Here is an 18,775-nt window from a genome sequence, read left to right as displayed (position 1 = left end):
TTTGCAGGTTTTCTGGATTTATTTGTTTGTGGCGGAAGTGGTTTGTTTTATTTGATTTACTCAGGGTTTCGATGTTGCTTTAGGAAGCTTTAGGGCTTGACAGGCGGTTTTGCTGAGAATTTGAGGTTTGGGTGGTGCAGGCAAGAAGCAACGGCAATAGATCAGTCGTTTCGCCCTTTGGGCTGCACTCCAGCCTTCGGCAGAGAGGAGGCCGCTTCGCGGCAGTTGTTTATGGCACGGCTGAAGCCGTGCCCTTAAACACAACCGATGCTTTCCTATCTCTTGATAGCTGTGCCCTTAAGCACAATCGGGGCTCTCTCTTTAGCCTTTGAAGACGCAGCCCTGAGTACAGCCGGTACTTTCGTAGTTTGAAGCGGAACTAAGCACAACCAGCGCCTGGTGCCATTAGAATGAAAGCTTGATAAGAGCGTTCATGGTAGTGCGCTATGCCTAATGGGATCTTCGCTTTTTATGGATAAGTTGAGCCAAAATAGAGTCTTTTTCGCTGACCGTCGCGTCAGAGATACTGTGCAACTTGGTTCCATTTCGTTGTCGGCTGCTGCGACCGCTCAAGCCCATAGCGAGAATATTGCTATTGCGCAGGGGCTGAAGAAGCAGGACCCGGAGCTGCTCGATCAACTGATCGAGATCTATCAGCATCGACTGATGCGCTATCTGCTGTTTCTTACGGGTAAGCGTGAAGTTGCTGAGGACCTGTTTCAGGAGACCTGGATGCGCGTCCTTTTGCGGGGAGCGCAGTATAACGGGAAGGCGCGATTCGATACGTGGCTGTTTACCATTGCGCGTAACCTGGTGATCGATCTCTCTCGCAAGCGCACGATGGCAAGCCTCGATGAGATGAGCGAGGGAAGAGACGACGACCGGCCGTTTGAGATCGCTATGGCGGGTCCTTCTCCGCTCGACCAGTTTCAGGAGCGGGAGAACTGCGCCGAAGTGGGTGAGGTGCTGATGAAGCTCGATGCGAATTATCGCGAGGTTTTGGCGCTGCGGTTTTACGAGGAACTCTCTCTCGAAGAGATCGCCAGTGTGACCCGTGCGCCCCTGTCGACGGTGAAGTCGCGACTTTATCGCGGGCTGGCGGCGCTGAAGCCGGAGATGGAGCGGCTACGCGCATTGCGTCCTCTAGGGGAGGCGGCGCTATGAAGAGCATTCCCGATGAGCACCTTCTACTGATGAAGAGCAGCCGCGCAGATGGCCGCGCAGCCTTGCCGAATATGAACGTGACCGCCGGGGCGGCTATGGTGAACCGGACGCATCGCGTGGTGCGGGAGCGGGCACAAAAGATGCAGGCGTATCGCAGCCGTGTGCGCAGCCTTTGGATTCCGCTGACGATCTGTTCTGCCTTCCTGCTGATGATTTGTTCGGCAGTATGGACCGTGCTGGATGGATACGAACTGATTCCCATTGGCGTTCCGGATTCGAGTGATCAGTTCCTTGTACTCTTTCTTTGGTTCTTTCCCGTTTCGATGGCATTGCTGTTGACGGTCTTGTTTCGACGGATGCGTAGCCGTTCTGGCGGAGAGGCCGCACAATGACCATGCCCTGGAGTCAGAAACCGGAGAGAACGCAGGAGGCGACGACGGACGAAGATCAACTCAATTTGATTCCCGCGTGGTCGGTGATCCTGGCGATTGTTGTGTTCATCGCGATTCAGTACCTGTTCCAAGGAGTCATGCCCCATCATCGTCACGAGATGCTTCCCATGCGGATTTTGATGGGCTACTCGTGGGGGACGGCGCTTGCTACCTATGTGTTGCTGATTGGGTATGTCAGCCGCGATGTGAAGCGCCGCAATATGTCGGCCGGGTTGTGGATGCTGGTTGTGATCGTAATGCCGGGCGGGATTGGGGCGGTGGTTTACTTCCTGCTGCGGCAGCCGATTCTTTCGCGTTGCCCTCATTGCAGTACAGAGATTACGTCGGGTATCCACTATTGTCCGCAGTGCCAGTTTCAGGTGGCTCCGGTTTGCGGACGGTGCTTTCGTAGCGTGCAGATCACGGATGTTTACTGCACGCAGTGCGGGCATGATCTTGCCGAGGACCAGGCGCCGGCGCGGCTTCGAGTGTATAGCGACTAGGGAAGATCTGCTCTTTCAAACTGATCCGTAGTTAGAGAATTCCTAGTATTGTTTGTGTATGCCATTGACCGCGCTCATCATCGATGACGAACCGCTGGCGCGACAGGAGCTTCAGTATCTGCTGGAGCGGGGCGGCGGAGTCGAGGTCCTTGCACAGGGGACGAATGGGATCGAGGCGGTGGACCTGATCCGGACGCATAAGCCTGATGTTGTGTTTCTCGACGTGCAGATGCCGGGGCTGGACGGATTTGGCGTGCTGAAGAAGCTGCTGGACCGCAAGGTGCCGCTGCCCCAGGTGGTGTTCGCCACGGCGTTCAATCAATATGCGGTACGGGCGTTTGAGGTGAATGCGGTGGACTATCTGCTGAAGCCTTTCGATCAGAAGCGGGTGATGCAAACGATTGAGAAGGCGGCGGCGCGGCTGGCGGCTCCTGCGGAGTCGGCCAGCGATGCCAAGCTGGATGCGCTGCTGCGGCTGATGGAAGAGCAGGCGCAGGGGGGGAAGGCACAATCGGGCAAGGTGATTGTGCGGGCGCAGAGCAGGCTGCTGCTGGTGAACCAGAAGGAGATTTGTTTTGCCTCGATCGAAGAGGGAACGATTACGGTGGTGACCCCTACGGTGGAAGGCCACTCGAACTGCCGGACGCTGGAGGAGTTGATGGACCAACTCGATCCGGAGACGTTCTGGCGGGCGCACCGCTCGTTTGTGGTGAACATTCAGCACATCCGCGAGGTGGTGCCGTGGTTTAAATCGAGCTATCAGCTTCGTATGGATGATCCGAAGAAGACGGAGATTCCGGTGAGCCGGGCACAGACGAAACGGCTGCGGGAGTTGTTCAATTTGTAGGGTGGGTGCGGGCGCGAAGGTTCAACACCGATTTTAAAGGCTTATTGCAATACAGAGTGGCGGAGGTAGCCGCCACCCTGCAATTGTGACTACTTGGCTTTGGATGGAGCACCTTCGACCATGATGTTGTTGGTGATGCCGAAAGCGCCGGGAGCGGAGTTGGCCTGCATTCCGGCGACTGCTGCATCGCTTTGATTCGCGACGACGCCGTAGAGGATGACATTGCCGTTCTTCACGATGATGTGGATGGCATGGTAGCCGACTGGCGGATTGGCGGTGATGCCGCCGGCGGCCAGGGCGATACCTGCGCCCGGACCGATGGCGCGGCCAAGATCGCCTTGGTTGGCGTTGTATCTGCGCAACGTGGGCGAGGTGTAGATGCGGTTATAGACGGCGGCGCGGACACGGTCGTCGTTCGGCGAGTAGGGAAGGACCTCGATATTATTTTCGACGGAAGAGATGCCGGGGATGCCTTTGACGACGCGTCCGGCTTCATCCTTGAGAGTTGGGCGGGAGGCGTAACCGTTGAGGACGAGGGTTTTGCCGTGGATGCCGAAGGTGATCCAGTCGAAGACGTCGTAGTCGGGGAGACTGCTGATCTTCTTCTGGACTTCTTGAATGATGCGGACGGTGTCTTCCTGGGACCAGGTGGAGCTGGAGGGGGCGCTCTGGGCGAAGACTGGAGCGGCGAAGGCAGTGAGGCTGAGAAGTGCGGCGGCTGCGATGGTCAGAGATCTGGAACGTGCCATTGTTTCTCTCCCGTAGCGATGTGATTTGCGGTTCGAAAAAAGATACTGCTTACAGTTCTATCGAGTCCAGCGATTCAGCTTGCGGCTTTCGGGGTCTCGTCGAAACCAGATGAAAATCCCGGCCATAATATGGATGATGCTATGGATGCTCTTCAGGTTGTCGGGGAATTGAGGAAGTTGCTTTTAGAAGGCGTGCCTCTGCCGCTGCCGATGGTGGGCGCAGGGAGGCATTTAGTATCGGGATGAGTTGACGTGGGGGAGCGGATGAAGCGATGGATCTTGCGAATCTTGTTGGGGGCGGTAGTAGCGGGGCTGTTGCTTTATCTCGGGGACTGGGTGGTATTTCAGATCCGGCGGGGACCGGTCGGAGTGGTGCAGGTGAACCAGTTGCTGGCGACTCCGCTGAAGGGGAACAAGATGGAGTATGACTTTATGGGCGTAGTGCCGGTAACTTGCAGCCGGTCCGTCTTTCCGCGGAGAGGAAATGACGCCTGCTGGTGGGTGGAGCGGCACAAGACGCAGTGGGAGTGATCTCCTCCAATTGATTTTGTTTCATATCTCAGGGCTGCGTTGCGCGGGCTACTCAAACTTCTTAAGAAGGGTCTGATGAGTTTCCAAGCATTTCGCGCAGGGCTAAGCCGTTATATGAACAGCAAGGGGCCTGGTTCTGGGCACGCCTGTTCGACGGGAGTTTCTTGCGTACGCGATATTCCGCGATAGCGTTCGTTAGATTTGGAAGAGCAATTCGATGATGTGTTTTGCCAGCTCTTCCGGAGTTTGGAAGCGGCGGGGATTGTCGCTGAATGCTTCCTGGATGGAGAAGCCGTCGTCCGTGGCTACGTTGAAGTCGAAGTGGACGATTTTGCGATCGAGGTTGGGGTCGCCAGCGACACCGCGATCTTTGGCGTAGTCGAGAACGATCTTCGCGTCTTGGTGGGTGACGTGGGCGTCGAACCAGGGGAAGCGGCTGCGAGTGAGCTTTACGTCATTGCCGTTGATGATCTGGAAGGTGGTGTCCGAGGAGGTGAGATCGCCTTGCAACTCACGCCTGATCTCGGCGATGTCTTCTTCGAGACAGGAGGCGAGGGTGGTAAAGAAGGGCATGCCCAGATCGGCGATGATAGCGGCGTTGTGTTGCTCGCGTCCGTATAGTTCTGCGGCTTCGTGGTTCTTCTGTTTAATATCGCTTGCTAAACTTTCGATCCAATCTTTTGCCATGCGGATGGGGCTCCTCGATCCGGTCGCATGGCAGTTGCCCGCGAACTGGATATTGTTGGTTTGATGACGGCGGCGCGTCAAAGGCCGCTTGGAAAGTTTTGCGCGCGGAGGATGGACGCGTGGCCGAGGATTGCATCCAAGATTTTCAGATGCCTTCTTGATGCGTTTTGTAGGAATAGATCTTGACCCGACGGAAACAGATTTTAGAGATTGTCACCGATCCTGCCGAGTCGGCGAAGGCTGCGGGGTTGCGCTATGTCTCTGATGCGAAGCCGGGGATTCAGCGTAAGCGAGCAGGCAAGGGATTCCGCTATATCGATAGCGATGGCAAACCGGTGCGCGACAAGGAGACGCTGGCTCGGATCAAGTCGCTGGTGATTCCACCGGCGTGGACGGGGGTGTGGATCTGTCCTAATCCGAAGGGACATCTGCAGGTCACGGGACGGGATGCGAAGGGAAGGAAGCAGAGCCGGTATCATCCGCGATGGCGCGAGGTGCGTGATGAGACCAAGTATGAGCGGATGATCTTGTTCGGCACGGCGTTGCCGGGGATTCGAGAACGGGTGGAGCAGGACCTGGCGATGCCCGGGCTGCCACGGCCAAAGATACTGGCCACGATTGTGCGTCTGATGGAGACGACGCTGATCCGCGTGGGCAATGAAGAGTATGCGCGGCAGAACAAGTCGTACGGGCTGACGACGATGCGGAACAAGCATGTTGAGGTGGATGGTGGGACGGTGACGTTTAGCTTTCAGGGCAAGAGCGGCGTAAAACATACGATCGATATCACAGACCGTCGGATTGCGCGGATCGTGGAGCGATGTCAGGACATTCCGGGGTATGAGTTATTTCAATACGTCGATAGAGATGGGACGTACCACTCGGTGGATTCGGCGGACGTGAATGAATATCTGCGCGAGATCTCGAGTCAGGAGTTTACTGCGAAGGACTTTCGGACGTGGGCGGGATCGGTGCTGGCGTGCGCTGCGCTGCGGGAGGTTGCCGGTTTCGATTCGGAGACGGAAGCGAAGAGAAATGTGGCGCAGGCGATCAAGCAGGTCGCGGCCCGGCTGGGGAACACACCATCTGTCTGCCGGAAGTGCTATGTGCATCCTGCGGTGCTGGAGTGCTATATGAACGGGGTCATGGAGGCGGTGAAGCGCGTGCAGGAGCAAGAGGTGGATGCGGAAGAGGCTCTGCGGGCGGAGGAGGCGAGACTGTTGAAGCTGCTTCAGCAGCGGGTTGCGCTTGCCGTGGCTTAGAGATTGGAAACTTGTCGAAGCCAGTCTCTGATAATCGGCTGACTGGGGCGGCGGTTACAACCATTTAAGCCGAAGTTCCCACCTAACTCTTCAGGTGGTGCTCATGACGCAGGATGCGAAGCTAACGAAAGGTAGTGTGTCTGTCTACACCGTTCCAACGGATGCTCCCGAGGCGGATGGGACATTTTCGTGGGACAGTACAACGATGGTGCTGGTACGTCTGGAAGCAGGCGGCAAGCGTGCTCTTGGGTATACCTACGCAGATAGCTCGACCGCCAAGCTTGTCGAAACTCTGCTGCATCAGGTTGTGCTGGGGCAGGATGCTTTTGCTCACGGTGCCATTCTGCAGGCCATGTGGAGAGCGGTCCGCAATCTTGGAGGCACGGGTGTGGCGATGATGGCTATCTCTGCCATCGATAATGCGCTGTGGGATTTGAGGGCGCGGCTTCTGGATGTTCCTCTCGTAAGCCTCCTAGGAAGGGTACGCGATTCGATTCCTGTGTATGGCAGCGGCGGTTTTACCTCGTACACGGACGAGCAGCTCACCGCGCAATTTGGAGGATGGGCGCAGCAGGGCTTCACGATGATGAAGATGAAGGTGGGCACGAATGCCGCGCGTGATCCGCATCGCGTCACTACGGCGCGGCGCGCTATCGGCGAGGCGTCAAAGCTTTTTGTCGACGCCAACGGAGCTTACACGGTCGCACAGGCGATTCAACTTGCGAAGGTCTTCGGTGAAGAGGCGGTCACGTGGTTTGAAGAGCCGGTAAGCTCCGACAATCTCACTGGTCTCAATCAAGTGCGCATGCATGTGCCTGCGGGGATGGACGTGGCTGCGGGCGAATATGGCTATACCGCGTGGTACTTCCGCCAGATGCTCGACGCTCAGGCTGTCACCGTTTTACAGGCGGATGCGACGCGCTGCGGAGGCATCAGCGGCTTTCTGGACGTGGCTGCTCTCTGTTGGGCGCATAATGTTCCACTCTCTTCTCATTGCGGGCCGAGCATGCATCTTCATGTCTGCTGCGCTGTGCCTCGGGCAATTCACATGGAGTTTTTTCATGACCATGCCCGTATCGAACGAATGTTTTTCGATGGCTTCTGCGAGCCGGTTTCGGGAAGCATGTCTCCCGATCTCAGCCGGGCGGGCATGGGTATGGAGCTAAAGGAAAGAGACGCTGCGGCTTATCTGATTTAGAGGGTGAGTCACTTTCACATCATCCGAGCGCAGATTGGGCAAGAGCATCCTTTTGCGATACAAAAGCCTCTTACCTAATAAGGAAGAGGAGTCTTTCATGGCGCAGCAAGTTTCTGATCTTATCGTGGAACGCCTGTTGGAATGGGGAGTGGATACCATCTTCGGTTTTCCTGGCGATGGCGTAGATGGCTTTTTCGAATCACTGCGAACACATAAAGACAAACTTCGATTTATTCAAGTGCGGCATGAGGAAGCGGCAGCATTTGCTGCGGTTGGATACGCTAAATACTCAGGCCGCATTGGTGTATGCGTGGCTACTTCAGGACCCGGCGGCATTCATCTTCTCAATGGTCTCTATGATGCCAAGTGCGATGGGCAGCCGGTTCTCGCCATCACAGGGCATACGTTTCACGACCTGATCGGCATGGATTACCAACAGGATGTCGACCTCGACAAGTTGTTCATGGATGTATCTGTCTTCAACGAGCGAGTGATGGGGCCGACTCATGCTGTGAATTGCGTCGATGCTGCCATCCGCACGGCTTATGCGCGTCGCGGCGTCTCCCACATCACTATCCCCAAAGACATTCAGGAGTGGCCCGTCTCTGATAAGCACCGCAGCGGCGGCAACGTGCCGCAACACAGCGGCGACTGGAGCGCGCCGTCATCGGCCCATCCGAATTCGGCGCTCATTCGCAAGGCTGCGGACATTATCAATGCGGGATCTAAAGTAGCGATCCTTGCCGGCAGAGGAGCATTGCACTGCCGCGAAGAAGTGTCTCAGCTTGCCGAACTCGTTGGCGGCCCGGTCATCAAACCGCTGCTCGGCAAGGCCGTACTTCCAGATCGCAGCCCTTATACAACGGGAGGCATCGGCCTGTTGGGCACAGCGCCTTCCATCGATGTGATGGATGAGTGCGACACGCTCATCATGATCGGCACAAGCTTTCCTTACATGGAATTTCTGCCCAAGCCGGGCCAGGCGAAGTGCGTTCAGATCGAGATCGACGCCGCGCGCGTCGGCCTGCGTCATCAGGTGGATATTGGTCTTGTCGGCGACTCGAAAGCTATTCTCACTGACCTTCTTCCTCTGCTGAAGGAGAACAAGGGGAAGAAGTTCCTGAAGACAGCGCAAGAGAACATGAAGAGTTGGAACAAGCTGATGGAGGAGCGCGGCACGCGAACTTCCATGCCGCTGAAGCCGCAGGTTGTTACACACACGCTGAATAAATTGCTCGATGATGACGCCATCGTCTCGTCGGACAGCGGAACCATTGCGACGTGGACTGCGCGATATATCGAGATGCGCGGCACGATGAAGTTTTCTCTCTCCGGCTCGCTTGCGACGATGGCGAATGGACTGCCGTACAGCATCGGTGCCGCCGCTGCCTTCCCTGGGCGGCAGGTAGTGTGCGTTGTCGGCGATGGTGGTCTCACGATGTTGATGGGAGAACTGGCGACGCTGGTGAAATATAAGTTCCCGGTCAAGGTCATCGTGATCAAGAACAATGTGCTTGGCCAGATCAAGTGGGAGCAGATGATTCTGGAGGGCAATCCGGAGTATGGCGTGGAGCTGCAGCCCATCGACTTTGCCAAGGTTGCCGAAGCATGCGGCGCGGCGGGATATACCATTGAACGGCCGGAAGACGTGGAACGAATTCTCATTGAGGCACTGCGGCACGATGGACCTGCGGTCATACAGGCCGTGGTCGATCCCAATGAACCGCCGATGCCAGGGAAGGCCACGACGAAGCAGGCGATCAAGTTTGCCGAGTCCATTCTCCGCGGACAAAAGCATGGGATGTCCATCATCAAAGACATTGCGGAAGACAAGATTCGTGAGGTCATTTGAAGGGGATGATTTCTGACGAAGAGCTTTCGCTTCAAAGGCCAATGCATGATCTGGAGATCGTGCGAAACGATATTCGCGAGGGGCGATTCCAGCGCAGCCTTTCTCTTCTGACGGCGTTCTCCAGCCTGATGAGCGGGCTTGAGGTGGGGTATGAACACTATCGCGGCAGCTACAGCCAGCGGGTGATGTATACGCCGGTGATCCTGAGCGCTGCATTGACAGGCGCTGGTGTTGCCGGTTTTTTCAACCGCTGGGCTGCCCGTACTGTCCTTCGAGCCGTCTCTGCATTTACGTTGGTTGACTCCGCCATCGGCTTTTACTTCCATGTGCGCGGCGTGCAGCGCAAACCCGGCGGCTGGCGTCTGCCCATGGTCAACATGATTATGGGGCCTCCGATCTTTGCGCCGCTGTTATTCGGCACGAGCGCTTATCTCGGCTTGATTGCTTCATTTCTACGGCGCGAAGATAGTCCGAGGTTACTGAAGAATGCATCTCCTGAACATCTCGATACGGGGCTCACTCGGGTGCTTCCTCGGAAGCTAAGTCGCGAAGTTCTGTCGGTCGAGCAGGACATGCGCGAGGGCCGGTTCCAGCGTCAGATGGCGATTGCTACCGGCATCAGCGCATTGCTGAGCGGTTTTGAGGCGTGGTACTCGCACTACAAAAATAACTTTCGATACAAGGCGCAGTGGACTCCCGTGATCCTCGCTCCGATGCTTGCTGCTTCGGCCTTTGGCGCTGTCAAAAGCCGCAAGGTTGCGACTACCGTGCTGCCTGCACTGTCGGTGTTATCTTGTGCCGATGCTGCAGCGGGATTCTTTTATCACGCGCGCGGTGTTCTTCGCCGGCCCGGCGGACGCAAGCACATCGTCTACAACATCATGTACGGGCCACCTATATTCGCGCCGCTGCTCTTCGGCGCAGCGGGAATGCTTGGCATTCTGGCCAGCATGCTGGGACGGAGGAGACGATGAACCGTCGAGATCTAAAGCAAATTGCTGAGGAGCCGGATTCCGCTCTTCTTCCGATAGACCCGAATACCGGGGAGGCATTGCCTCCTCGTTTGCAGCCTGGTTATTACGCTGGTTTCAGCACCCTTTCGCAACAGTCTTTCTGGGACTCTGCCACGCGCAAGGTGGTCACGGAACGGGTCGACAATCCTTCGACTCTACGATTCTTCAATGCAGACGAGGCGAAGTTCTGGGGCACTGTCTTCGACCATCTCATTCCGCAGACAGATCGCGCGCCGAATCGCAGAATCCCTATCCTTCCTGCACTGGATGACCGGCTGAGTCATGATCGGACGGCCGGGTATCGGTTCGAAGACATGCCCCATGATCGCGATGCCTATCGTCTCGGGCTCGACGCCATCCAGCAGGAGGCGCAGCAGAGATATGGCGGAGATTTTCTTGTGCTTCCGCATCTACAGCAGGATCTGGTATTGAAGGCTATTCATGATGGCAAGCCCGAGGCCGCAAAAGAAATCTGGAAGCGCATGTCGGTGCATCGCTTCTGGCAACTGATCATCGGTGACGCAATCGAGGCTTACTATGCACATCCCTGGGCATGGGACGAGATCGGCTTCGGCGGACCTGCGTATCCCCGGGCCTATATGCGCCTTGAGCGCGGTGAAGCGGAGCCTTGGGAAGTGGAAGAGCACCGCTACGAGTGGGTGGCTCCTTTGCACTCGGCTTCCGACGAGATCGAGGCGACGCATGAATTTCTTACCGAGGCCCTTCAGCATCGGTCGCACGTCAAAGTGCGGGAGAGGCAGTCGTGAAGAAACCGTTTCTTGGATCGTTTGAATCACCGGCAGACAGTAAGAAGCATATGCTTGGCGCGCTGCAGCACATCGACCTTCCGATGCGCCGTTTTAAAGAGTTGGAAGAGGTGGATTACGTTATTGTCGGTGTAGGCTCTGCTGGCGGCGTTCTGTTGCAGCGTCTTGCGCGCGCCGGCTTCAATGTCGTCGGGCTTGAAGCTGGTCCTTTCTGGGACACGGAACGCGATTGGGTGAGCGATGAGGCTGGCTCGCACGAACTCTATTGGGAAGATCCGCGAGTGACTGGGGGCACCGATCCCCTTGCGCTTGGTGCCAATAATTGTGGCAGAGGCGTAGGCGGCGGCTCCGTGCATTGGGCGGCGTTTACGCCGCGGCTGCACCCTTCGGACTTTGAAGTTTATACTCGCGATGGCGTCGGCGCGGACTGGCCGATCACGTACGAAGAGATTCGTCCTTACTACGAGCAGCTTGAACTGGAGATGCCTGTTGCCGGGCCAGCCTACTACCCGTGGGGGCATCCGCATGGCTATCCGTATGGACCGCACCCCATGGGCGGCGTGGGCAATGCGTTGATTCGAGGATGTTCCGCGCTCAATATCCCCGTCTCCATCGGCGGGCCGGTGGCGATCCTTTCGGGCTCGCATGGAGACCGCCCCCATTGCATCTATCGGGGTTTCTGCATCCAAGGGTGCAAAGTTGGAGCGAAGGCGAGCACTCTGATCACGCATGTGCCGGATGCGCTTCACAGCGGCGCGGAGATTCGCGACCACTCGATGGCCAGCCGCGTGAGTGTCGGCAGAGATGGCCGCGTCAATGGCGTTTTTTATTTTGACAAGGATGGCGGAGAGCATTTTCAGCGCGCCAAATCAGTCATCTTGTGTGGCTATGCGATAGAGACGCCGCGTCTTCTTTTGAACTCCGCTTGTCCTGGATTTGAAAACGGGCTCGCCAATTCGAGCGACACCGTAGGACGCTACCTGATGGCGCAGGCCGGAAGCGTCGTGCTCGGGCGCTTCGATCAACTGGTTCGTATGTACAAGGCCCCGCCCGCCCATGCGTTGACCGAAGAGTTCTATGAGACTGATCCAAAGAACGACTTCGCGCGTGGCTTCGCTATCCAGACGGTCGGCCCGCTGCCTATTGCCTTTGCCCACCAGATGGTCGCCGCGAAGAAGGCGTGGGGATGGGGCCTGCGCCGGGAGATGATGGATTACAACCACTGGGCCAGCTTCGGCTTTCTCGGCGAGATCCTTCCGTGGCCCGAGAACCGCGTCACTTTGGCGGAGGAGAAGGACCGCTTCGGCCTTCCCATCGCTCACGTCAGCTTCAACCTGCACGAGAACGACCATCGCCTTATCAAAGCCGCCACGAAGAAGACGACCGAAGTGATGCAGGCGGCTGGCGCCACGGAGGTCGTCCACGAGGCGCGTTATGCTCATCTGGTCGGCGCGGCGCGCATGGGTTCGGATCCGCGCACCTCTGTGGTGGACAAGTTTGGCCGGTCTCACGACATACCGAATCTCTTCATCTGCGATGGCAGCATCATGCCGACGCAGGGATCTGCGAACCCCGGCCTCACCATTCAGGCACTGGCGGCGAGGACTGCGGATTACCTGGTTTCGCAAGGTGATCGAGTGTTTACCTCGAATGATCGGGATATGGAGACGCCGCGATTCCGCCCGGAGTTTGCCCCGCCCGAGACGTGGGGCAAGGGCGTTCCGAGACTTACTTAATATCTGAAATCCTACTGTTGCAGCGGATAAATTCCGTGTCGGCGGTTACTATTATCTGCGTCGCCGTTTCTTGAGACGAAGTTGTTCGATATGGAAAGATGGACAGCTTCGTGTGCTCAAAAAAGTATGACGGCGGGGAGTGTTATGAATCGTCGGAGATTTAGTCAGTTAGCGATGGGAGCGACCGGTGCGTTGCTCGCTCCAAAGTGGGCCCTGGCCGCCGCTCAGGGTGCGAAGCCAGTGCGCTTCTCGTACATGCTGTGGGCGTTGGGGAGGCAGATCCCGTTCGATCAGCGTGTGGAGATCGTTGCGGAGGCCGGCTATCAGGGCATCGAACTGACTGGCGAGTTCAAGCAGTGGCAGCCCGAGGAGAGACAGAAGGTGATGGCGCGGATGCGCTCGCACGGAATGGTCTTCGACTCAATGAGCGGAGTGAAGGCGGGATTCGCGGTGCCGGACGAGTCGGAAGCTTTTCTGACTCAGTTTGGAGAGCACCTGCGAGCGGCGAAGGAACTGGAGTGTCCGCAGGTGATCCTGCTATCGGGCAAGCGGGTGGAGAGCGTCGGGCCGGAGGAGCAGAAGAAAACCTCTATCGAGAACCTGAAGCGTGCCGCAGAGATGGCAGCGAAGGAGTCGATTGAGATAGTGATTGAGCCGATTGATTTTCTGGAGAATCCGACGATCTTTCTGGCGACCGTGAGCGATGGGTTTGAGATTGCCGAAGCGGTTAACACGCCGAATTTGAAGGTGTTGTACGACGTTTATCATGAGCAGCGCAGCTTCGGGAACCTGATCGAGAAGTTTGAGAAGAACATCGACCGGGTCGGCCTGATCCACATCGCGGATGTTCCAGGCCGTCATGAACCGGGAACGGGAGAGATCGACTACACCATGATCTATCGCAAGCTGGCGGAGTTGCACTACGATCATTGGATTGCGATGGAATACTACCCGACGAGCGATCCCGTGGCTTCGTTGAAGCAGGCCAGGGTGAGCGCACAGCAGGCGATGAAACTGGGCTAGGTAATGGAGGGCAGACGCTCTCTCTTACTCGGGTGACTTGTCTCTAGATGCCGACGCCCCCATACGCAGATAGCTTCCAGCACGGGTACCATCGTCATCCCGTAGCTGGAGATGGAATACCTTACGCAGGGCGGCACTTGTTTCTCCTCGTGCCGCTCCAGAATGCCGTCCTGCACCAGTTCCTGCAGATGGCGTATCAGCATGCGCTCGGTGATCTGGGGAATGCTGCGGCGCAGCTCGTTGGTTCGCATGGGGCCATCGAGCAACCTCCACAGAATGGTGCCTTTCCACCGGCCATCGATGACCGAGAGCATCGCATCGATGGGACAGGGCGAGACTTCCTTCTTTGAGACCGGCATGGAAAACTCCTGACTTCATTTTGTACTGACAACTTTGTCAGTACAACCTTCTGCATCAGCGGTTCTCGGTCCAGCGTCTATTCTCCCAAGCCGTAATCAGGGAGTGTTCATGCACCTTTTCAATATCGTCACCGTCTTCGTCATCTTTGTTTTGATTGGCGTAGAGTTTTGCGTCTCCGCCTTTATCAATCCGGTCATGCGAAAGTTGGACGTCGAACCGCAGGCTAAAGCGCTCAGTATCTTTGCCCGAATGCTGGGAGGAGTGATGCCCTTCTGGTACGGGGCCGGTCTTCTGCTGCTTGCGGTTCAGGCATGGCTACACCGTGGCACTGCTGCTTACCCCTTGCTGCTGACAGCGGCTGTGCTTTGGCTCGGTGTGATCGTCTTCACCCTTGTGGTTCTCGTCCCGATCAATAACCGGATCGCCGCCCGCTCCGCCGCCGACTGGCAGCAACAGCATCGCCGCTGGGACAATCTGCACCGCCTTCGGGTGCTGGTTCTGGCGGTTGCAGGTTTCTGCCTGCTATGGCGAATCTAATCAGACGGTAGTGTGTCTTTGATGGTTTGCGCTACGTCGTCGATTGAGGTGTCCTGGCTTAGTTGTTCGATGTTCCTGTCGTGGGCTACCTGTTGAAGACCGATTCTTTCGGCGATCTGCCGGTCCACTCCCAGTACGGCGGTGATCTCTTTCTCGGTCAGCAGAAGGATCTGCAGCATGAGATGATCGCGTTCGTCGGCGCGCCTGCTCATGCGTGATTGACGCATGAGGATCATACTGGCCAGCAGGATGGCTTCGATTGCGACAATCGTGCCAAGAAGGGAATAAGGTGGCGGATCGAAGTGCCGAAGGTGGGGGGACGAAACTGTGTTGAACGCCATCCAACCGGCGAAGATTGCCAGATGGATGCAAACGAACGGGAGGCTTCCGGCGAAGCCGGCAATCGAGTCCCCAAGGCGTTCCGCAGAGGTGCGATGGAGTAGAAAATCCTGTTCGTGCTTTGCTATCAGGTCGATGTGCTCTTGGATATGGTTCTGAGACATGCTGGATGAACTCTATTTGGGCGGGAATGCGGGATTGGGTTGAGTGGTTGCTGCCGGTTTCGTGACGTTTGATGGTCTTGGCAGAGCCTTAGGGGCAGTTTACATTCCCCTCTTCGCAAAGCGCGAAGGGGGTAAACCCGAGATTTCAGGGCTGTCTCATCCGATGAGAATTATTCGTTTGCGATGATTTCGCGCAGGTCGGCGATGTGCTGTTTGATCTTGGAGATTCTTTCGGGCCAGGAGCCTCCCCTGAGATCGGGATAGGGTTCTCCTGCAGCGTATCGCCGTTCGGCTTCGGCAAGATGGTCGGTCAAGATGGCGAGTCGTTCTTGAAGGGTCGGGCCATTCATAAGCAAAAGCCTATCACTCCAGGCACCTATCGTTTGCAGACGAATTCCACGCTTCGACCGCGGCGAAACAGTCGTATGGGCAGCGGCGCAATTTGCTTGACTCGTTCCGTTTGCGGGCGTATTTTTGGCTCCTTCTGTGACAGGGCCCCCTCTCAACATTGCTATCAGTAGAAGGAGATTCCTATGCGCATGATTATGTACCTTACGTTTCCGGTTGAGACCTTCAACGCAGCGGTAAAGGATGGCTCAGCCGGAGCCAAAATGAAGAAGATTCTTGACTACGTAAAGCCGGAGGCTGCGTACTTTACGGACCGGCATGGCCAACGCAGCGGCGTTGTGGTCGTGGACGTAACTGATGCATCGAAGATTCCAGCGATGGCCGAGCCGTGGATGCTCTCGTTCAATGCCGGGATCGAGATGCATCCGGTCATGAGTCCGGCAGACCTGGCGGCCTCGGGGATCGATGGGATGGGTAAAGCCTGGGCTTAGGCTGATGCCGGTTTGAGATGGCAGCACGCTACTGTGGTAGCCGGATATATGGGCCAGCCGCTCGCCATCATCAGGACTACATTGATGTTTTGCCTTCTAGACCGTGCGGTGCGCCCAGCGGATTGCGCTTTGAGCGCCAGAGCAGGAGCAGGCCTGCCCCACCCAGAACGAATAGCGTGATGGTCGGCGGTTCAGGTGTGACGACGGTGCTACCGAAGGCGTCCTGATAGGCAAGGTCGGCGACAAGCGCATCGGCGGAAGTTGTGGGGTGCAAGCTGTCCCAGTAGAGAAACGTATCGGGGTTGCAGCCAGCGGTTGCCATGCAGGCGTCGGTCACATTGTTGAAACCGTAAGCTCCCGGATTCGCCAGAATGTCGTTATACAGTGTGTCGATGTTGACTCCGATGACGTTGATCCCCAGACTGTCCAGAGTGCTCACCTGGGTTGCCCATTCCTGATCGAATTCAAGGGAGGCAAAGTTTGCCGCGGCGGCTGCGGCGGGATCACCGTTGAGTGCTGGAACTCCGCCCAGGCCAGGCAGGTCGAGCCAGAGGAAGTTGTGCCCGCCATCGGCGGCGACCTGTTTGATCTGTGACGCGATGTTGTCGGCCGCGGTTATCGGATTCTGGGCGCCGAGGATGTCGTCACCACCGCCCCAAAAGGTGTACAGGGCTGAGGAGGAAGCGCCGCCTAGATGGGTAGCCAGAAAGAGGTTCACCTGATTCTGCATGTCGGCAGGGTTTGTGCTGCCGGTCATTGCACTGCCGACCGCGTAGTTCGTCCCGCCAAGAGGCGCGAGAGCCGGTGAAGGGTCGGTGATTCCCAGCTTAGCAGCGAGTTGGTCGACCCAGAGACCGGCGGGGCCTGTCGCGGTGGGCGGGTTGGTGAAATACCCGACTGGGAAGGGAACGCCCGTGACGGGTCTGGTCGCGTAACCGGGGCCGGGCTCGGCGCCGAGGGTGGCGATGGAGGCGTTGCCGGCATCGGAGAGGCTGTCGCCGAAGGACACGATCTGGGTAACCTGGCTGGGAGAAAGAGGGGAGGCAACAGCTACGCTGCAGGACGTGGCGAAGGTGGCTACGACCAGGAGACCGATTCTGAGACGCATATTTTCCTCTACCTCTTTTGTGGGATATCTATTGGGGAGCTAAGTATGCCATAGACTTTTTGGCTCGGCAAGGGGGTGGATTTCTATGCGTGGGCCACCCGGTAGGTACTAGCGTTGCATCTCATATTCATGGTCAAGTCTGTTTCCGTAGCGGCGTTCTTTCTGTTGCTGGCTCTGTTTGTGGTTGGGTGCTCCCCGAACAATACCGATTCGCTGCAGCGGCATACGGCGGATGCGACGGCAGCGGCGAAGCGGGACGCTGGCGCGATTGCTCGCGGCGTTGCCGAGGGGCTTACGAGGAAGGGACCGTTGAACATCAACGATGCATCGGCTGCTCAGCTCCAGACGCTGCCGGGCGTAACTCCGGAGCTGGCAGGAAAGATCGTCGAACACCGGCCGTATGCTTCGACGCGTGATCTCGTGCGTAGGCGCATCCTGTCCAGTGCGGAGTTCGACCGGGTGAAGGCCCAGATTATTGTGAAATGAGGAGTGCCTGAAGGATGTCCGCCATCTTCCTGCCCTGGTTCAACAAATCGTGAAGCGGCTATAGCCGATATCGCATCACCATTATCGAAGATCGCAACCGCGGCGCCCGGAGTTCTGTGGCACCGCGGTTGCGATTCAGTTTTGAAGCTCTTCGGTGTTGCATGGTGACCGCTTACGCAGGATTTGCATCGAGGAAGGCGGTAATTCGCTGATATTCCTCTTCAGTCAACCGAAAGCTCGCGGCCTTGATGGTGCCCTCAATCTGGTCCGAACGACGTGCTCCAACGATGGCCGCCGTGATCGCGGGGTGGTGAAGCGTCCAGGCCACTGCAACGACGCCAGGCTCTACGTCGTGCGTCTTGCCAACCGCTGCGAGTAACTCCACAAGCTTGAGATTGCGGGAGAGCTTGGGCTCCTTGAACTGAGGGGCCTTGCGACGCCAATCGTCTTGCGGCATATTCTCGATCCGTTCCCGCGTCATCTTGCCGGTCAAGAGGCCGGATGCCATCGGGGAGTAGTTGATCACGCCGATGTTGTTCTGCTGTGCGAACGGGAGAATCTCTGCTTCAACGTTGCGATTTAGCAGTGAGTAAGGGGGCTGCAACGACGTGACAGGAGCAATCTTGATGGCGCGCTTCAACTGATCAACGGAGAAGTTCGAGACCCCGATGTATCGCACCTTGCCTTCCTGCTTAAACTTCGCCAGCGTCTCCCACCCCTCTTCAATATCCTCGTCCGGATCGGGCCAGTGAATCTGATAGAGATCGATGGTCTCAACGCCCAGCCGCGTCAGCGAGTTCTCCAACTCCTCACGGAGCGAGGCCGCTTTGAGGCTGCGATAGATGCTGCGATCCTCATGCCAGCGCATGGAACACTTGGTGAAAATGTAGGGCTTGTGAGAAGTATTCTTCAGAGCCTTCACGACAATTTCTTCGGAATGCCCGAGGCCATAAATTGCCGCCGTATCAATCCAGTTGATGCCCAGATCGAGCGCGCGCTCGATGGCAGCAACCGATTCGCTGTCATCCTGAGATCCCCAGGCAAACTCCCAGTTTCCACCGCCAATCGCCCACGCACCAAAGCCTATGGGTGTGAGGTGGAGATCGGAATTGCCCAACTGCCGCGTTTTAAAAGAGGTGAGTGTAGATGTCATGAATTCAATTCCTTATCTAGTGAATG

At 57.1% G+C, this 18,775-nt stretch carries 22 protein-coding genes; 15 read left to right on the top strand and 7 right to left on the bottom strand.

Going from position 1 to position 18,775, the window contains the following annotated elements; translation table 11 throughout:
- Positions 1-528: 528 nt before the first annotated feature.
- The 4 genes from P4G45_RS14430 to P4G45_RS14415 are packed head-to-tail and all read left to right on the top strand — an operon-like array spanning position 529 to position 2,945.
- The gene (locus tag P4G45_RS14430; protein WP_348267179.1) at positions 529-1,164 is read left to right on the top strand and encodes an RNA polymerase sigma factor; all 636 of its coding nucleotides are present in this window, start codon (positions 529-531) and stop codon (positions 1,162-1,164) included.
- Positions 1,161-1,556 (top strand): hypothetical protein, encoded by a 396-nt coding sequence (locus P4G45_RS14425; protein ID WP_348267178.1) that lies wholly within the window; start codon positions 1,161-1,163, stop codon positions 1,554-1,556. Before P4G45_RS14430 ends, P4G45_RS14425 begins: the two co-directional genes overlap by 4 nt.
- A gap of 2 nt (positions 1,557-1,558) precedes the next feature.
- Positions 1,559-2,098 (top strand): zinc ribbon domain-containing protein, encoded by a 540-nt coding sequence (locus P4G45_RS14420; RefSeq protein WP_348267177.1) that lies wholly within the window; start codon positions 1,559-1,561, stop codon positions 2,096-2,098.
- Between the two features lie 58 nt (positions 2,099-2,156).
- The gene (locus tag P4G45_RS14415; protein WP_348267176.1) at positions 2,157-2,945 is read left to right on the top strand and encodes a LytTR family DNA-binding domain-containing protein; all 789 of its coding nucleotides are present in this window, start codon (positions 2,157-2,159) and stop codon (positions 2,943-2,945) included.
- Between the two features lie 89 nt (positions 2,946-3,034).
- Here the strand turns inward: P4G45_RS14415 and P4G45_RS14410 are convergent, their stop codons facing one another.
- Positions 3,035-3,694, bottom strand: coding sequence for a BON domain-containing protein (locus P4G45_RS14410; protein WP_348267175.1), 660 nt, complete (start codon positions 3,692-3,694; stop codon positions 3,035-3,037).
- A gap of 264 nt (positions 3,695-3,958) precedes the next feature.
- Between P4G45_RS14410 and P4G45_RS14405 the strand changes: the two genes are divergently transcribed.
- Positions 3,959-4,225, top strand: coding sequence for a hypothetical protein (locus P4G45_RS14405; protein ID WP_348267174.1), 267 nt, complete (start codon positions 3,959-3,961; stop codon positions 4,223-4,225).
- 195 nt (positions 4,226-4,420) lie between these two features.
- Here the strand turns inward: P4G45_RS14405 and P4G45_RS14400 are convergent, their stop codons facing one another.
- Positions 4,421-4,912, bottom strand: coding sequence for a hypothetical protein (locus P4G45_RS14400; protein ID WP_348267173.1), 492 nt, complete (start codon positions 4,910-4,912; stop codon positions 4,421-4,423).
- A gap of 182 nt (positions 4,913-5,094) precedes the next feature.
- Here P4G45_RS14400 and P4G45_RS14395 point away from each other — a divergent pair, with 182 nt between their 5' ends.
- The 7 genes from P4G45_RS14395 to P4G45_RS14365 all read left to right on the top strand — a co-directional run bounded on the left by P4G45_RS14395 (position 5,095) and on the right by P4G45_RS14365 (position 13,763).
- Entirely contained in the window at positions 5,095-6,174 is a 1,080-nt protein-coding gene (locus tag P4G45_RS14395; RefSeq protein WP_348267172.1) for a DNA topoisomerase IB, read from the top strand.
- A 103-nt stretch (positions 6,175-6,277) separates the two neighbouring features.
- The gene (locus P4G45_RS14390) at positions 6,278-7,372 is read left to right on the top strand and encodes an enolase C-terminal domain-like protein (protein ID WP_348267171.1); all 1,095 of its coding nucleotides are present in this window, start codon (positions 6,278-6,280) and stop codon (positions 7,370-7,372) included.
- Positions 7,373-7,469: 97 nt separating this feature from the next.
- On the top strand, positions 7,470-9,224 hold the full coding sequence (locus tag P4G45_RS14385; protein ID WP_348267170.1) for a thiamine pyrophosphate-dependent enzyme: 1,755 nt from the start codon (positions 7,470-7,472) through the stop codon (positions 9,222-9,224).
- A 5-nt stretch (positions 9,225-9,229) separates the two neighbouring features.
- On the top strand, positions 9,230-10,198 hold the full coding sequence (locus P4G45_RS14380; RefSeq protein WP_348267169.1) for a hypothetical protein: 969 nt from the start codon (positions 9,230-9,232) through the stop codon (positions 10,196-10,198).
- Positions 10,195-11,004, top strand: a complete 810-nt coding sequence (locus P4G45_RS14375; protein ID WP_348267168.1) for a gluconate 2-dehydrogenase subunit 3 family protein — start codon at positions 10,195-10,197, stop codon at positions 11,002-11,004. The genes P4G45_RS14380 and P4G45_RS14375 overlap by 4 nt, the downstream gene beginning before the upstream one ends.
- Positions 11,001-12,740, top strand: coding sequence for a GMC family oxidoreductase (locus P4G45_RS14370; protein WP_348267167.1), 1,740 nt, complete (start codon positions 11,001-11,003; stop codon positions 12,738-12,740). Before P4G45_RS14375 ends, P4G45_RS14370 begins: the two co-directional genes overlap by 4 nt.
- A 144-nt stretch (positions 12,741-12,884) precedes the next feature.
- Positions 12,885-13,763, top strand: a complete 879-nt coding sequence (locus P4G45_RS14365; RefSeq protein ID WP_348267166.1) for a TIM barrel protein — start codon at positions 12,885-12,887, stop codon at positions 13,761-13,763.
- Here P4G45_RS14365 and P4G45_RS14360 read toward each other — a convergent pair.
- On the bottom strand, positions 13,760-14,122 hold the full coding sequence (locus tag P4G45_RS14360; protein ID WP_348267165.1) for a helix-turn-helix domain-containing protein: 363 nt from the start codon (positions 14,120-14,122) through the stop codon (positions 13,760-13,762). The genes P4G45_RS14365 and P4G45_RS14360 overlap by 4 nt on opposite strands.
- Positions 14,123-14,231: 109 nt before the next feature.
- Here P4G45_RS14360 and P4G45_RS14355 point away from each other — a divergent pair, with 109 nt between their 5' ends.
- Positions 14,232-14,660, top strand: a complete 429-nt coding sequence (locus P4G45_RS14355) for a DUF1772 domain-containing protein (RefSeq protein ID WP_348267164.1) — start codon at positions 14,232-14,234, stop codon at positions 14,658-14,660.
- Here the strand turns inward: P4G45_RS14355 and P4G45_RS14350 are convergent.
- Together P4G45_RS14350 and P4G45_RS14345 are read right to left on the bottom strand one after the other, a co-directional pair.
- Complete coding sequence (locus P4G45_RS14350) at positions 14,657-15,163, bottom strand: DUF1003 domain-containing protein (protein WP_348267163.1); 507 nt, start codon at positions 15,161-15,163, stop codon at positions 14,657-14,659. The two genes, P4G45_RS14355 and P4G45_RS14350, sit on opposite strands and share 4 nt — an antisense overlap.
- A 170-nt stretch (positions 15,164-15,333) precedes the next feature.
- Positions 15,334-15,513, bottom strand: a complete 180-nt coding sequence (locus P4G45_RS14345) for a hypothetical protein (RefSeq protein ID WP_348267162.1) — start codon at positions 15,511-15,513, stop codon at positions 15,334-15,336.
- Positions 15,514-15,696: 183 nt separating this feature from the next.
- Here P4G45_RS14345 and P4G45_RS14340 point away from each other — a divergent pair, with 183 nt between their 5' ends.
- A complete protein-coding gene (locus tag P4G45_RS14340; RefSeq protein ID WP_348267161.1) occupies positions 15,697-16,002 on the top strand; it encodes a DUF3303 family protein in 306 nt (101 codons plus the stop codon).
- A gap of 76 nt (positions 16,003-16,078) precedes the next feature.
- Here P4G45_RS14340 and P4G45_RS14335 read toward each other — a convergent pair whose 3' ends face one another.
- Positions 16,079-17,110 (bottom strand): SGNH/GDSL hydrolase family protein, encoded by a 1,032-nt coding sequence (locus P4G45_RS14335; RefSeq protein ID WP_348267160.1) that lies wholly within the window; start codon positions 17,108-17,110, stop codon positions 16,079-16,081.
- A 129-nt stretch (positions 17,111-17,239) separates the two neighbouring features.
- Here P4G45_RS14335 and P4G45_RS14330 point away from each other — a divergent pair, with 129 nt between their 5' ends.
- A complete protein-coding gene (locus tag P4G45_RS14330) occupies positions 17,240-17,596 on the top strand; it encodes a helix-hairpin-helix domain-containing protein (RefSeq protein ID WP_348267159.1) in 357 nt (118 codons plus the stop codon).
- 172 nt (positions 17,597-17,768) lie between these two features.
- Here the strand turns inward: P4G45_RS14330 and P4G45_RS14325 are convergent, their stop codons facing one another.
- Entirely contained in the window at positions 17,769-18,749 is a 981-nt protein-coding gene (locus P4G45_RS14325; RefSeq protein ID WP_348267158.1) for an aldo/keto reductase, read from the bottom strand.
- Positions 18,750-18,775 lie beyond the last annotated feature (26 nt).

The organism is Edaphobacter paludis, from assembly GCF_039993895.1.
GTDB classification, from domain to species: Bacteria; Acidobacteriota; Terriglobia; order Terriglobales; family Acidobacteriaceae; genus Edaphobacter; species Edaphobacter paludis.
Note: the sequence above shows the minus strand (reverse complement) of the source record. Positions and strands in the feature narration are given on the sequence as shown.